Genomic DNA, 12,033 nt, shown 5'->3' with positions numbered 1-12,033 from the left:
CCTGCAGCTGCGCATCACCTAGTTCGGATGAGACCGGCCCGAATGCGGTCGGCGACCTAGCCGTTCGGCCGGTGACCGCAGTACGGTGGGCGTGTCGTCGCGAACCCGTCGACGACGGTGAGCGGTCCGGGCATCCGGATCCACGTTGCGCCTCTGTTCGGGCGGAGACGAGACGCACGTCACCGAGTGCCGGAGTGCGCATGACGCCCGGCGCCCGTGACACCCGGCCCGGCGAAGGCGCCGCGGCCCGACACCACACCAGCGCTCGCGACTCGACGCGAGCGCATCCGGCGGAGCGTTCCGCCTGCGCCTGCCGGCATCGCGCGTTCCGGGGGATCCGGGATGTGCACCGCTACTCCCGAAGGAGAAAGCACTATGCGCAAGATCATCACCGTCGTGGCTGCGGCCGTCGTCGCCCTCGGCGCGCTGCTCGGAACGGCCGCGCCCGCATCCGCCTCAGGGCACGAGCATCAACCGAAGGTGACGTCTGTGAACGTCATCGGACCGATCTGGAAGACGTCGGCGACGACCGCGCTGCTGTTCGCGGTCTATTCGTGCACCGGCACCGCCGAGCAGACGCACGTGTGGATCTCGGTCAAGCAGAACGCGACCCGCACGGCCGATCCGGCGTTGAAGGACGAGGGATCCGGCGGCGGCCACATCGCGACTGCGTGGAGCCAGACGCACGCGGCGTCGCTCACCTGCGACGGCCGCAAGCACCTTGGAGCGTTCACCGTCGACCAGAAGGAGCAGGGCTACGGAACGCTCGGCCGCGGCTGGGCCTACATGCAGTTCTGCCTCTTCGACGCGAACTATCCGCAGGAGCCGCTCAGTGTGATGCAGTTCCGCCGCCTCCTCTAGCCAAGTCACGATCCGTTGAGGGGCGGCAAACGCAGCCAAAACCGCCGTTTTGGCTGCCTTTGCCGCCCCTCAACGGATAGGGCCGTCAGGAGCGGCAGAGGTGGGTGCGGATCCAGTCGCCTGAGGCGGTCGGCTGCAGCTCACCGCTCCGGACGAGGCGCGCGAAGTCGAGCGCCTTGTCGGTGAGGCGCCCATCGGCCGTGTCCGGGGCATCGCGGCCGACGTGGATCGAGAGCCAGCGGGTGAGCGGCGCGCCGATTCGCGCCGCGACCGCCACGGTTCCGGCGAAGTGCCGTGCCTGGCCATCCGTTCCGTCGTCGAGCTCCCGCCGGAAGTTGCGTCCCGAGATGCGGTTGCGGCCGCCGGATGCGGCGTCGAGCATCCACAGCGGTCCTCGGCGCACTCCGCCGGCGTGCACGCCGAGGTCGATCAGAAAGCGGCGCGGTGTGGCAGACGCCGACGCGAGTCGATTCGCGACGTCGACGAGTTCGGAACAGGCGTCCATGCAGGGGCGGCTCAGCGGTGGCGCGGCTTGCGCGCCGGCCGGTCGTCCCGGTCGTCACGAGCAGGTCGGTCGTCACGGTCGGCGCGGTCGGGACGGTCACCGCGGTCACCGCGGTCGGTGCGCCGGCTCGGGCCGCCGCGATCCGGACGCAGCTCGATGAGCTTGCCGCCGATCCGGGTGCCGCGGAGTTTGTCGAACACCTCGTTCGAGAGGTCGGCGGGCAGCTCGACCAGCGAGAACGCCGGAAGGATCTGGATCGCGCCGAAGTCCTCGCGGCTCAGGCCGCCCTCGTTGGCGAGCGCGCCGACGATCTGGCGCGGCTCCACCTTCTGGCGCTTGCCGACCTCGATGCGGTACTGCGACATCGGTCCGCTCGTGGGGCGGGAGCGGCGTTCCGGCCGCTCGCCCCGCGTGCCGCGCGTGCCGCGCGTGTCGCGGCCACCGCGGTCGGGGCGGCTGTCGCGCTCGTCGCGCGCGCGGGCATCCCGTTCGACGCGGCGCGCCAGTTCGTCCTCGGGGGAGAGCAGCAGCGGCTCGTCTCCCTGGGCGACGACGGCGAGTGCGGCGGCCACGTCGGCCTCCGGCACGTCGTGGTGCTCCACGAAGTGACCGATGATGTCGCGGAAACGCGAGATGCGGTCCTCCTGCGCCAGTGCCGCAGTGATCGCGTCGTCGAAGCGTGCGAGCCGGGTGACGTTGATGTCTTCGACGCTCGGCAGCTGCATCTGGGTGAGGGGCTGCCGGGTCGCCTTCTCGATGGCCGTGAGCAGGCGGCGCTCGCGCGGCGTGACGAAGCTGATCGCGGCACCGCTGCGGCCGGCTCGTCCGGTGCGGCCGATGCGGTGCACGTACGACTCGGTGTCGATCGGGATGTCGAAGTTGACCACGTGGCTGATGCGTTCGACATCGAGACCGCGGGCGGCGACATCCGTGGCCACCAGGATGTCGAGCTTGCCCGACTTGAGCTGCTCGACGGTGCGCTCGCGCTGAGCCTGGGCGACGTCGCCGTTGATGGCGGCAGCGGAGTACCCGCGTGCTCGCAGCTTCTCGGCGAGCGTCTCCGTCTCGTTCTTGGTGCGGACGAAGATGATCATCCCCTCGAAGTTCTCCACCTCGAGGATGCGCGTGAGCGCGTCGACCTTCTGCGGGTACGACACCATCAGGTAGCGCTGCGTCGTGTTCGCCGAGGTCGTGGTCTTGTTCTTGACCGTGATCTCTTCGGGGTCGTGCAGGTACTTCTTCGAGATCCGGCGGATCTGCGCGGGCATCGTCGCGGAGAAGAGGGCGACCTGCTTGTCGTCGGGGGTGTCGGCGAGGATCGTCTCGACGTCTTCTGCGAAGCCCATCTTGAGCATCTCGTCGGCCTCGTCGAGCACCAGATACTTGAGCTCGGAGAGATCGAGGGTGCCCTTGTCGAGGTGGTCCATGATGCGGCCGGGCGTGCCGACGACGATGTGCACGCCGCGCCGCAGGGCCGACAGCTGCACGCCGTAGCCCTGGCCGCCGTACACCGGGAGCAGATGCACGCCGCGCATGTGGGCGGCATAGCTCTCGAACGCCTCGGCGACCTGCAGGGCGAGTTCGCGGGTCGGCGCGAGCACCAGCGCCTGCGGGTTCTTCTGCGAGATGTCGAGCCGCGACAGGATGGGCAGCGCGAACGCCGCCGTCTTGCCCGTACCCGTCTGCGCGAGGCCGACCACGTCGCGGCCCTCGAGCAGTAGGGGGATGGTCGCGGCCTGGATGGCGGACGGGGTCTCGTAGCCGACATCCTTCAGTGCCTTCAGGACTGCGCCGTCGAGTCCGAGGTCGGAGAAGGTCTTCGCGTCGCCGGCAGTCTCTGCCTCGCTCTGCGGCGTATCGGATTCGGTCATCCCTCAACGGTAGTCCTTCGCGGGTCGCGCGCCGGGCCGGGATGGAGGAAGCTGGCCCCGGGAGCGAGTCGTTCTCGATCGGGCAGGAGGGAAACAGCATGGCGAATCCGGGGCAACCGACCATCCGGCAGGGTGACACGGGAGACGTGGTCAGGCGCGCTCAGCGGGCGCTGCGCCGAACACCCGACCTCGACGTGGTCGTCGACGGGGTCTTCGGGCCGCACACGAAGGCGGCTGTCGTCTCCTTCCAGCAGGCGAACGGCCTCACCGCTGACGGCATCGTCGGCCCGCACACCTGGGCCGCGCTGCCGAACGGGGGACCGATGCCCGTGCTGCAGGTCGGATCGCACGGCGCGGTCGTCTCGAGCCTGCAGACGGTGCTGACCAACGGCGCCGCCCAGTGGGGCGGGGTCACACCGCAGGGCATCGACGGCGTCTTCGGGCCGCACACCAAGGCGTCCGTCGAGGCGTTCCAGCGCTGGGCGCATGTCGCGGACGACGGGATCGTCGGCGACCAGACGTGGAGCGTACCGCTGCACGCCGCCGGCCAGACGCTCGAATCGGCGGTCGGGCTGAAGTACGTCGTGTAGTCCGCCGGACCGGTTCGGCTGACGCTCAGGCGCGCGTGGTAAGCACCGCTGCCGGGTCGTCTGCGCCCTCGAGTTCGGGGATGACGATCCCGAACTGCCGTAGGAGGAACAGGAACTCGTCGAACATGTCGAAGTCGGGCTCGTGGAGCCAGCGGATCTGCATGCCCTCGCTCGCGGCCAGCAGCATGCGGGCGATCCGCTCCGGTTCCGCGTCCGCCGGCAGGGTGCCGTTGCGCTGCTGCACCAGCAGCTCGCCGACGATCTTGCGGGTGAGCGTGGCGTAGCGCTCCTTGTAGAACGGGCGACCGGGATGATCGGGGTCGGTCGCCTCGATCACGCACGTCATGTAGAGGTGCACGATTCCCGGCACAACGGCGTTGTGCCGTATTGCCGAGAGCCAGTCCGCGAAATGGGTCATGCCCGTTCCGCGCTGGGCGTTCGTGACGTCCCACTGGTGGATCACCTCGAGCAGGAGCTCCTCCCGGCTCGAGAAGTAGTACTGCAGCAGCGCAGGGCTGATGCCGACGTCGTCGGCGATCGCGCGCATCGACGCTCTGCGCGAGCCGAGCTGCGAGAACACGGTCAACGTGCTCTCGAGGATCGCCTCGCGTCGTTCTCTGCCCTTGGAGTACGGGCCTCGTTCCGCCATGGCAGTCAGGCTAACAGCACTCTCGAAAGTTTGATACCTCATAACCTTCGTTTCGGTATGTTGTTCCTATTCGCCTGATAATGCGGAAACAAAAGCTTTGACAGCATTGCCAAAATTGGTTTACGTTAAATTTCTAACGGGCGGGATGACCCGTCAAGCGCGTTCTGAGATCACACAGCGACGAAGGAGTCGACATGAAGAAGGTTTCCCTGTTCGGGGCCGTGGCCGCGTTCGCGGCCGCCGCACTGGCCATGACCGGATGCACGGGCGGCGCGCCGGGCTCGGGTGGCACCGGCGAGAAGAACCACATCACCTACCTGATCGGCCAGCCCGACACCCCCGAGACCCTGACCGCGATCAAGAAGGACATCGCCGACTTCGAGAAGAAGTCGGGCGTCACGGTGAAGCTCAACGTGTCCCCGGGCGACAGCATCCGCACGCTGCTGCAGACCCAGCTGCGCTCCGGCAACGGCCCCGACGTCTTCAGCTACGACACCGGCCCCGGCTTCGCGGGCGTTCTGGCGAAGGCGGGCCTGCTGTACGACATGACCGATCAGTACGCCAAGCAGAACTACCCCGTCTACACCTGGGCGAAGGACACCGTGACCTTCGACGGCAAGGTGTCGGGCATCCCCGACCAGATCGAAGAGGTCGGACTCTTCTACAACAAAGACATCTTCGCCAAATACGGCCTCGACGTGCCGACCAACCTCTCGGACCTCGAGGCGACGGCGGCCACGCTGAAGTCGAAGGGGATCATCCCGTTCACCCTCGGCGACAAAGAGGGCTGGGAGGGCGGACACATGCTGAGCATGTCGCTCGCGAGCCGGGTGGGCGCCGACGAGGAGAAGAAGCTCATCGCCGGTGACAGCAACTGGAACAGCGACGGGGTCGTCTCGGCGGTCAACACGTGGAAGGAATTCAAGGACAAGGGCTGGATCCCGCCGTCGGCCGGCGCGATCACGTACAACAACGCGAACGCCCTCTTCTACTCGGGCAAGGCGGCCATGAACCCCACGGGCACGTGGCTGGTGCAGGATCTCGGTTCGAGCACCAAGTCGGACATCGGCTTCATCCCGTTCCCCGGCCCGGATGACAAGGGCGTCGCGATCGGCGGACTCGGCAACGGCATCTTCATGTCGGCCAAGGCGAAGGACAAGTCCGCTGCCCTCAAGTTCATGGACTACCTGGTGAGCCCCGAGCACGGCCAGTGGGAGGTCAACCAGTACCTCATCCCGGCCTACCCGGTGGACACGACGAACGTGAAGACGTCGCCGCTGTTCCAGCAGGTGATCAAGGACACGGCTGATTACGCCAAGGGAACCGGCGGCGTCGGGCAGAACATCGACGTCAGCTCCACCGACGTGTTCAACAAGGCCATGTGGGACGGCATGCAGGGCGTGCTCGCCGGCAAGCTCACCCCGGAGCAGGTCGCGAAGAACCTCCAGACGGCAGCCACCGCGAAGACCAAGTGATGACGACACGATCCTCAGCAGTACCGCGGGTGACCAGGCGGGCGCAGTCCCGCCTGGGCATCCTGATGGTCGCACCCCTCATGGTGCTCGTCATCGTCTTCTTCCTCTTCCCGCTCGGCTCGGCGATCTACTACTCGTTCGTCGACTTCGACGGCATCAACCCGTCGCCGCCGTTCGTGGGCATCGACAACTACGTGCGGATGTTCACCGATCCGGAGATGTGGCACGCGCTGTCGAACAACCTCATCTGGATCGTGATCGGCACCATCTCGCCGCTCGTCATCGGACTCCTCTACGCACTGCTGCTCTGGAACGTGCGGAGGGGGAGCGCGTTCTACCGGCTCGCATTCTTCTTTCCGTATGTGCTGCCGGGCATCGCGATCGGCATCGTGTGGAGCTGGATCTACGACCCGTTGAACGGCTGGCTGAATGTCGCGCTGCGGGCGATCGGCCTCGAGAGCCTGACGACCGGATGGCTCGGCAACCCGGACACCGCGCTCTACGCGGTGCTGGCGACGGCGATCTGGGCGAGCACCGGGTTCGTGATGATCATCTTCCTGTCGGCTCTGCGCAACGTCGACACCGAACTGGTCGAGGCTGCGCGCCTCGACCGGGCGAACGCGGCGCAGCGGCTGTGGCACATCATCCTGCCGCAGATCATGCCGGTGTTCATCATGGTGACCACGATCACGCTGGTCGGCGGGTTCAGCGTGTTCGACATCATCTTCATCATGACCGGCGGCGGGCCGGCGAATGCCACCAACGTGCTCGGCACGTACGCCTACACGAACGCATTCCAGCTCAACGCGATCAGTTACGGCACGACGCTCGCCATGCTGATCACCGTTCTCTCCATTCCGTGCGCTGTGTTCCTCAACCGGCTGCAGCGCCGGCTCTCGATCCAAGGGACAACCGCATGAGCGACATCACCGCCTCGGAAGAGGACCGCCTCGGACTGGCGAGGAGCCTCGACGTCGTGCCTGCACCGCGCGAACTCAACAAGATGTCGCCGCGCAAACGCCTCGGGCTCACCGGAAAGCACACGCTGCTCATCGTGCTGTCGTTGCTCACGCTCGCACCGATCGTGCTGCTGCTGTCGACCACGTTCAAAACCGGGACCGACGTCAAGGTCAACCCGTTCGGGCTGTTCACGTCCTTCTCGTTCGAGAACATCGCCAAGGCGTGGACCGACGGGCACTTCAGCGACTATGTGCTGAACAGCGTGCTGCTGTCGGTGCCGAGCACGCTCCTCGTGATCGTGCTGTCGACGATGGCGGGCTACGCGTTCGCTCGGCTGCCCTTCCGTGGACGGACCCTCGCGTTCTACACGGTCGTGCTCGGCCTGCTCGTGCCGTTCTTCACCTACATGATCCCGCTGTTCTTCCAGCTGCGATCGATCGGGCTGCTCGACACGCTCGCGGGCGTCATCCTCGTGCTGACCTCGACCGGCGTCTCGTTCGGCACCTTCTTCATGCGGGCGTTCTTCACCGATCTGCCCAATGAGCTGGAGCAGGCCGCGCGCATCGACGGGGCATCCGAGTGGCAGATCTTCTACCGGGTGATGCTCCCGTTGGTGGGGTCGGGCATCTCGGCACTCGCCGTGTTCACCTTCCTGCAGACCTGGAACAACTTCCTGGTGCCCCTGCTCTACCTGCCGGGCGGGGACTTCCGGCCGCTCACCACCGGCCTGTACCAGTTCACCAGCGGCCGTGAGCTCGACATCGGCCCGCTCGCCGCAGCGACGCTGATCACGATCCTTCCGGTGCTCGTGCTCTTCGTCGTGATGCAGAAGCAGGTGGCGCAGGGCTTCATCTCCGGAGCCGTGAAGGGCTGACCCGTCGACCGACGACCGCTCGTGACCGATCCACTTCCACCGACCACAACACCCACCCAACAAAAGGAAAGTAGAACTATGGGCTCCATGGTGAGTTTCACCTCCTCCCGCGTCGCCGAAGTCGTGCAGGAGGACCGCCAGCCGCTCGGCGCGGACCAGGTACGCATCCACACCCTCTTCTCCGGCATCTCGGCCGGCACGGAGCTGACCGCCTATCGCGGCAGCAACCCGTACCTCAACAAGCGGTGGGACGAGGACCGCCGCCTGTTCGTCGACGGTTCGACGAGCTTCGAGTACCCCGTGAACGGCTGGGGTTACGAGGAGGTCGGCGAAGTGGTGGAGATCGGCTCCGACGTCTCGCGCGTGAAGGTCGGCGACCGCATCTGGGGCACCTGGGGCCACCGGTCGGAGACGATCCAAACCGAGGCGCGCGCTGCCGACCGCATCCTGTCGCCCACGGTCGACCCGCGCATCGGCATCTTCTCCCAGATCGGCGCCATCGCGCTGAACGTGATCCTCGACGCCGACATCCACGTCGGCGAGACGGTCGTCGTGTTCGGACTGGGCGTACCCGGGCAGATCGTCGCGCAGCTGGCTCGCCTCAACGGTGCGCACGTCATCGGCGTCGACGGCATCGCCGCGCGTCGCGAGCTGGCGCTCGAGCTCGGCATCCATGAGGTCCTCGACCCGTCCGATGGCGAGGTCGCCGAGCGCGTGCGCGCCAAGACCGGCGGACGAGGCGCGGACGTCTGCCTCGAGGTCACCGGCAATTACCACGCCATGCACGAGGCGATCCGCACCGTCGCGTACAGCTCGCGGGTCTGCGTCGCAGGTTTCATGCAGGGCGAGGGCACCGGTCTGCGTCTGGGCGAGGAGTTCCACCACAACCGCGTCGCCGTGATCGCGTCGCAGATCTCCGGTGTCGCGCCCGCGCTGCAGCACCGCTGGAACGAGTACCGGCTGGCATCGACCGCCATGCGGCTCGCCGAGGAGGGCAAGCTGAAGCTCGCCGACCTCATCTCGCACGAACTGCCGGTCGCCGAGGCCGGATTCGCCTTCACCATGCTCGACACGAAGCCCCAGGAGGCGCTTCAGGTCGTGCTGACCTTCGAGGAGAACTGATGACCTTCACGATCGCGGCCCAGGAGTCGACCCTCGTCGGCGACACTCTGGAGGAGAAGTTCGCGTTCGCGCAGTCGGTCGGCTTCGACGGTATCGAGCTCTCCGGCCAGGGCGACGGCGTGTTCGGGGCGCGGGTCGACGAACTGCGCCGCGCACGCGCGGCGGGCGTCGTGATGCCGAGCGCGGTGGTGCACATGGACCACTTCATCGGCGACTTCGACGACGAGCGCCGCAACGACGCCGTCGGTCAGCTCAAGGTGCTGCTCTCGACGATCGTGGAGGCCGGGGGCAACGGCATCGTGACGCCGCACGCGTTCGGGCTGTTCTCCCGCGCGCTGCCGCCGTTCACGCCACCGCAGTCGGACGAGAAGACGCGCGACGACTTCCTCGCCGCGCTCAGCGAGGTCGCCGACCATGCCGCATCCGTCGGCGCTGTCGCCTACCTGGAGCCGCTCAACCGCTTCGAGGACTTCGTGGTGAACACCCTGGCCGACTCCGCCTGGTACGTGAAGCAGATCGACTCTCCCGGGCTCGCGGTCATCGCGGACACGTTCCACATGTCGATCGAGGAGGCCGATATCGCAGCGTCGCTGCGTGAGCACGGCGACCTCATCAAGCATGTGCAGCTCGGCGACAGCAACCGCCTCGAGCCGGGCGCCGGCCACTACGACTGGGATGAGACCCTCGACACCCTCGAGGAGATCGGCTACGACGGCTGGCTCGCGATGGAGTGCGGCCTGAGCGGCCCCTCTGCCGACGTGCTGCCCGGTGTGGCGCGCCTGCTCAAGCGGCAGGGCTGACCGGATGGGATCGCGTGACGCGGCCCCGCTTCGGGTCACCGTCTGGAACGAAGGCGTGCACGAGGTCGTCGATGCGCACGTCGCCGAGCTCTATCCGGCGGGCATCCACGGTGCGATCGCCGAGGGGCTGCGGGAGCGGTTGCCGGCGGACTCCGTGATCCGCACGGCGATCCTCGCCGATGACGAGCACGGCCTCTCCGAGGCGGTGCTCGCGGAGACCGACGTGCTGCTCTGGTGGGGGCACGTGGCCCATGACGACGTCGACGACGCCGTAGTGGCCCGCGTGCATCGCCGGGTGCTCGAAGGCATGGGGCTGCTCGTGCTGCATTCCGGGCACTTCTCGAAGATCTTCCGTTCGCTGATGGGGACGACCTGCTCGCTGGCCTGGCGCAACGAGGCCGAGCGCGAGCTGGTGTGGACGGTGGCGCCGACGCATCCGATCGCCGAGGGCGTGCAGATGCCGATCGTCATCGACCACCAGGAGATGTACGGGGAGTTCTTCGACATCCCCACCCCGGACGAGCTCGTGTTCGTCAGTTCGTTCGAGGGCGGCGAGGTGTTCCGGTCGGGTGTCACCTTCCGGCGCGGAAACGGCAAGGTCTTCTATTTCAGCCCCGGCGACCAGGACTACCCGGTGTACTTCCACGACCAGGTGCGGCTCGTGCTGGCGAACGCCGTGCGCTGGGCGCGTCCGGCGCTCGGGTCCCCGCGGCTGCCCGACGTGACCAATCCCGCCCGCGGCTGGTTCGAGACCGTCAGCTGAACAACGGCGCACCCGGCGAGGGGAGCGGTTCGACGACCGCCCCCTCGCCGGGCACACCGGATGCGCGCATCGCCGGTGCCGCGGACCGCCCGGCCCACTCCCGGTATCGCCGGAACAGCACCGGGATGCCTCGCGCCACCGTCCAGTCGGGGTCGTCCGTCACCTGCAGATGCAGGTGCGGCTGGGTGGAGTTGCCCGAGTTGCCACAGTCGGCGAGCCATTGACCCGTCGTGACGGTGGCTCCCACCCTCACGCGGAGCGACCCTTCACGAAGATGGGCGAGCGCGACGAATCCCGTGTCGCCGGCGAGCGCGATGGTGAGGCGGTTGCCGGCCACCGCGGCGACGCCCCGGCGCACGCGCTTCGCCTGACCGAGCGCGTAGGGGAGCAGCGCGGCCTGCGATCGGCGCGCGCGGTGATCCGGCTCGCCGTCGTGCGCATCCACGACCACACCGTCCGCCGGAGCCAGGATGGCGCGCCCGAACGACACGAAACGCTCCGGCGGCTCGGTCGCGAGCGCCGTGCGCCAGTCGCTGCCGACGGCCGTACGGCCACGATCGTCCACGCCGACGAAGTCGATCGCATAGGTCTCGCCCCACAGATCGACCCCGTGGCTGGGCACCCGCCGGGCGGGACTGTTCTGCGTCAGCCACCGGCCGGTGAACGGCAGGGCGAGCTCGACGGCCCGGCGAGGTGGAATGGTGCTGGTGACCATTTCACCAGCCTGTCAGAGGCGGTAGACCCGCGCAGCCGTTCCGCCGAACACGGCGCTCTGCTCGGCATCGCTCAGCCCCGACGCCAGCTCGCGCGCGACGGCCGTCGTCTGCGCGTAGTCGCCCGCGAGGGTGGAGACCGGCCAGTCGCCGCCGAACAGCACCCGGTCCGGGCTGAAGGCGTCGAGCACGTGCTCGGCGAAGGGGCGCAGCTCCGACGCCGTTGCGTGACCGGCGGGCCCGAGGGTCGTGAAGCCCGAGAGCTTCGCGAAGACCTGCGGATGCCCGGCCAGTCGCGACAGAAGAGACGCCCACCGTCCGTGATCGTCCGCGCCGACGGGCGGTGTGCCCAGGTGGTCGATCACCAGGCGCAGGGCGGGCTGGGCCTCCGCCAGCGCGAGCGCATGCTCCAGGTGCCGGGGTAGGACCCCGATCACATCGAAGGTCACGCCACGCGCCGCGACCAGGCCGAGCGACTCCTGCACCGACGCCCGTGCCAGCCAGTCGGCATCCGGCTCGTCGTGGATGAGGTGCCGAACCCCCACGAACTCCGGATGCGCGGCCCAGCCGTCGAGCTGCGCGTCGGCCGCCGCCGGGTCGAGCAGGTCGACCCAGGCCACCACACCCGCCACAAGCGGGGATGCAGCGGCGACGTCGAACATCGACGCTGAATCCGCGAGCGAGTTCGCGGCCTGCACGAGCACGACCCGGTCGACGCCCTCCGCGTGCAGCTGCGGTTCGATCTCGGTGAACGCGAACGTCCGGAAGATCGGTCCGGCGGCCTCCGTGAGCCAGGGATACTCGACCCGCTCGAGATCCCAGAGGTGCAGGTGGGCGTCGACCGTCATGA

13 protein-coding genes are annotated in these 12,033 nt (G+C 67.9%); 8 read left to right on the top strand and 5 right to left on the bottom strand.

From position 1 onward, the window contains the following. Positions 1 to 375 precede the first annotated feature (375 nt). Positions 376 to 861: a hypothetical protein gene (locus tag AC1DB1_RS10085; RefSeq protein WP_271177787.1), complete on the top strand. Its 486-nt coding sequence runs from the start codon at positions 376 to 378 to the stop codon at positions 859 to 861. An 85-nt stretch (positions 862 to 946) separates the two neighbouring features. Here the strand turns inward: AC1DB1_RS10085 and AC1DB1_RS10080 are convergent, their stop codons facing one another. Both AC1DB1_RS10080 and AC1DB1_RS10075 read right to left on the bottom strand, forming a co-directional pair. Continuing rightward, entirely contained in the window at positions 947 to 1,366 is a 420-nt protein-coding gene (locus AC1DB1_RS10080; RefSeq protein ID WP_477200671.1) for a hypothetical protein, read from the bottom strand. Between the two features lie 11 nt (positions 1,367 to 1,377). Then, positions 1,378 to 3,237 carry a DEAD/DEAH box helicase gene (locus AC1DB1_RS10075; protein WP_477200670.1) on the bottom strand — a complete coding sequence of 620 codons (1,860 nt, stop codon included), beginning with the start codon at positions 3,235 to 3,237 and terminating at the stop codon, positions 1,378 to 1,380. A 98-nt stretch (positions 3,238 to 3,335) separates the two neighbouring features. Here AC1DB1_RS10075 and AC1DB1_RS10070 point away from each other — a divergent pair, with 98 nt between their 5' ends. Continuing rightward, positions 3,336 to 3,827, top strand: a complete 492-nt coding sequence (locus AC1DB1_RS10070; RefSeq protein WP_477200669.1) for a peptidoglycan-binding domain-containing protein — start codon at positions 3,336 to 3,338, stop codon at positions 3,825 to 3,827. A 25-nt stretch (positions 3,828 to 3,852) separates the two neighbouring features. Here AC1DB1_RS10070 and AC1DB1_RS10065 read toward each other — a convergent pair whose 3' ends face one another. Next, positions 3,853 to 4,476, bottom strand: coding sequence for a TetR/AcrR family transcriptional regulator (locus AC1DB1_RS10065; protein ID WP_477200668.1), 624 nt, complete (start codon positions 4,474 to 4,476; stop codon positions 3,853 to 3,855). 194 nt (positions 4,477 to 4,670) lie between these two features. Here AC1DB1_RS10065 and AC1DB1_RS10060 point away from each other — a divergent pair, with 194 nt between their 5' ends. The 6 genes from AC1DB1_RS10060 (at position 4,671) to AC1DB1_RS10035 (ending at position 10,470) form a co-directional block, all read left to right on the top strand. Then, positions 4,671 to 5,951, top strand: a complete 1,281-nt coding sequence (locus AC1DB1_RS10060) for an ABC transporter substrate-binding protein (RefSeq protein ID WP_477200667.1) — start codon at positions 4,671 to 4,673, stop codon at positions 5,949 to 5,951. Further along, a complete protein-coding gene (locus tag AC1DB1_RS10055) occupies positions 5,951 to 6,871 on the top strand; it encodes a carbohydrate ABC transporter permease (protein WP_271177793.1) in 921 nt (306 codons plus the stop codon). The genes AC1DB1_RS10060 and AC1DB1_RS10055 overlap by 1 nt, the downstream gene beginning before the upstream one ends. Beyond that, on the top strand, positions 6,868 to 7,785 hold the full coding sequence (locus AC1DB1_RS10050; protein ID WP_271177794.1) for a carbohydrate ABC transporter permease: 918 nt from the start codon (positions 6,868 to 6,870) through the stop codon (positions 7,783 to 7,785). The genes AC1DB1_RS10055 and AC1DB1_RS10050 overlap by 4 nt, the downstream gene beginning before the upstream one ends. 87 nt (positions 7,786 to 7,872) lie before the next feature. Next, positions 7,873 to 8,907 carry a zinc-dependent alcohol dehydrogenase gene (locus tag AC1DB1_RS10045; protein WP_477200666.1) on the top strand — a complete coding sequence of 345 codons (1,035 nt, stop codon included), beginning with the start codon at positions 7,873 to 7,875 and terminating at the stop codon, positions 8,905 to 8,907. Beyond that, on the top strand, positions 8,907 to 9,707 hold the full coding sequence (locus tag AC1DB1_RS10040) for a sugar phosphate isomerase/epimerase family protein (RefSeq protein ID WP_477200665.1): 801 nt from the start codon (positions 8,907 to 8,909) through the stop codon (positions 9,705 to 9,707). Before AC1DB1_RS10045 ends, AC1DB1_RS10040 begins: the two co-directional genes overlap by 1 nt. 4 nt (positions 9,708 to 9,711) lie before the next feature. Next, on the top strand, positions 9,712 to 10,470 hold the full coding sequence (locus AC1DB1_RS10035) for a ThuA domain-containing protein (RefSeq protein WP_477200664.1): 759 nt from the start codon (positions 9,712 to 9,714) through the stop codon (positions 10,468 to 10,470). Here AC1DB1_RS10035 and AC1DB1_RS10030 read toward each other — a convergent pair. Both AC1DB1_RS10030 and AC1DB1_RS10025 read right to left on the bottom strand, forming a co-directional pair. Next, the gene (locus AC1DB1_RS10030; protein WP_477200663.1) at positions 10,463 to 11,185 is read right to left on the bottom strand and encodes a M23 family metallopeptidase; all 723 of its coding nucleotides are present in this window, start codon (positions 11,183 to 11,185) and stop codon (positions 10,463 to 10,465) included. The genes AC1DB1_RS10035 and AC1DB1_RS10030 overlap by 8 nt on opposite strands. A 12-nt stretch (positions 11,186 to 11,197) precedes the next feature. Next, on the bottom strand, positions 11,198 to 12,031 hold the full coding sequence (locus AC1DB1_RS10025) for an amidohydrolase family protein (protein WP_477200662.1): 834 nt from the start codon (positions 12,029 to 12,031) through the stop codon (positions 11,198 to 11,200). Positions 12,032 to 12,033: the final 2 nt, after the last annotated feature.

It is taken from the genome of Leifsonia sp. 10N434 (genome assembly GCF_056394405.1).
Note: the sequence above shows the minus strand (reverse complement) of the source record. Positions and strands in the feature narration are given on the sequence as shown.

Excerpts from the sequence above, each read along its gene's own strand:
- AC1DB1_RS10085 (WP_271177787.1), top strand. The coding sequence starts at position 376 with ATGCGCAAGATCATCACCGTCGTGGCTGCGGCCGTCGTCGCCCTCGGC.
- AC1DB1_RS10080 (WP_477200671.1), bottom strand. The coding sequence starts at position 1,366 with ATGGACGCCTGTTCCGAACTCGTCGACGTCGCGAATCGACTCGCGTCG.
- AC1DB1_RS10075 (WP_477200670.1), bottom strand. The coding sequence starts at position 3,237 with ATGACCGAATCCGATACGCCGCAGAGCGAGGCAGAGACTGCCGGCGAC.
- AC1DB1_RS10070 (WP_477200669.1), top strand. The coding sequence starts at position 3,336 with ATGGCGAATCCGGGGCAACCGACCATCCGGCAGGGTGACACGGGAGAC.
- AC1DB1_RS10065 (WP_477200668.1), bottom strand. The coding sequence starts at position 4,476 with ATGGCGGAACGAGGCCCGTACTCCAAGGGCAGAGAACGACGCGAGGCG.
- AC1DB1_RS10060 (WP_477200667.1), top strand. The coding sequence starts at position 4,671 with ATGAAGAAGGTTTCCCTGTTCGGGGCCGTGGCCGCGTTCGCGGCCGCC.
- AC1DB1_RS10055 (WP_271177793.1), top strand. The coding sequence starts at position 5,951 with ATGACGACACGATCCTCAGCAGTACCGCGGGTGACCAGGCGGGCGCAG.
- AC1DB1_RS10050 (WP_271177794.1), top strand. The coding sequence starts at position 6,868 with ATGAGCGACATCACCGCCTCGGAAGAGGACCGCCTCGGACTGGCGAGG.
- AC1DB1_RS10045 (WP_477200666.1), top strand. The coding sequence starts at position 7,873 with ATGGTGAGTTTCACCTCCTCCCGCGTCGCCGAAGTCGTGCAGGAGGAC.
- AC1DB1_RS10040 (WP_477200665.1), top strand. The coding sequence starts at position 8,907 with ATGACCTTCACGATCGCGGCCCAGGAGTCGACCCTCGTCGGCGACACT.
- AC1DB1_RS10035 (WP_477200664.1), top strand. The coding sequence starts at position 9,712 with ATGGGATCGCGTGACGCGGCCCCGCTTCGGGTCACCGTCTGGAACGAA.
- AC1DB1_RS10030 (WP_477200663.1), bottom strand. The coding sequence starts at position 11,185 with ATGGTCACCAGCACCATTCCACCTCGCCGGGCCGTCGAGCTCGCCCTG.
- AC1DB1_RS10025 (WP_477200662.1), bottom strand. The coding sequence starts at position 12,031 with ATGACGGTCGACGCCCACCTGCACCTCTGGGATCTCGAGCGGGTCGAG.